Genomic DNA, 263 nt, shown 5'->3' with positions numbered 1-263 from the left:
CTATGACCTCGTGTTGATGGATGTGAACATGCCGGTCATGGGCGGGCTGGAGGCCGCGGCCGTGATCCGCGCCTATGAGGATGAGGCCGGTCTGCCGCATTGCCCGGTGATCGCCCTGACCGCAAACGCCATGACCCTCCAGGTCGAAGAATACCTGCGGCGGGGCATTGACGCCCATGTGGCCAAGCCGGTCAAACGGGACGTGCTGATCCGCCGCATGGCGGATCTTTTGGTCGAAGGAGTGCCCCCAAAGGAGTGAGGTC

The 263-nt window shown here is 63.5% G+C and carries 1 protein-coding gene; it reads left to right on the top strand.

Going from position 1 to position 263, the window contains the following annotated elements:
- A partial coding sequence (locus tag Q4528_RS14330) for a response regulator (protein ID WP_303522297.1) occupies window positions 1-259 on the top strand: 259 nt, incomplete at its 5' end.
- Window positions 260-263: the final 4 nt, after the last annotated feature.

The sequence above is a fragment of the Staphylococcus pasteuri genome (assembly GCF_030547725.1).
GTDB classification, from domain to species: Bacteria; Bacillota; Bacilli; order Staphylococcales; family Staphylococcaceae; genus Staphylococcus; species Staphylococcus pasteuri.
This window is presented reverse-complemented; position numbering and strand designations above follow the sequence as displayed.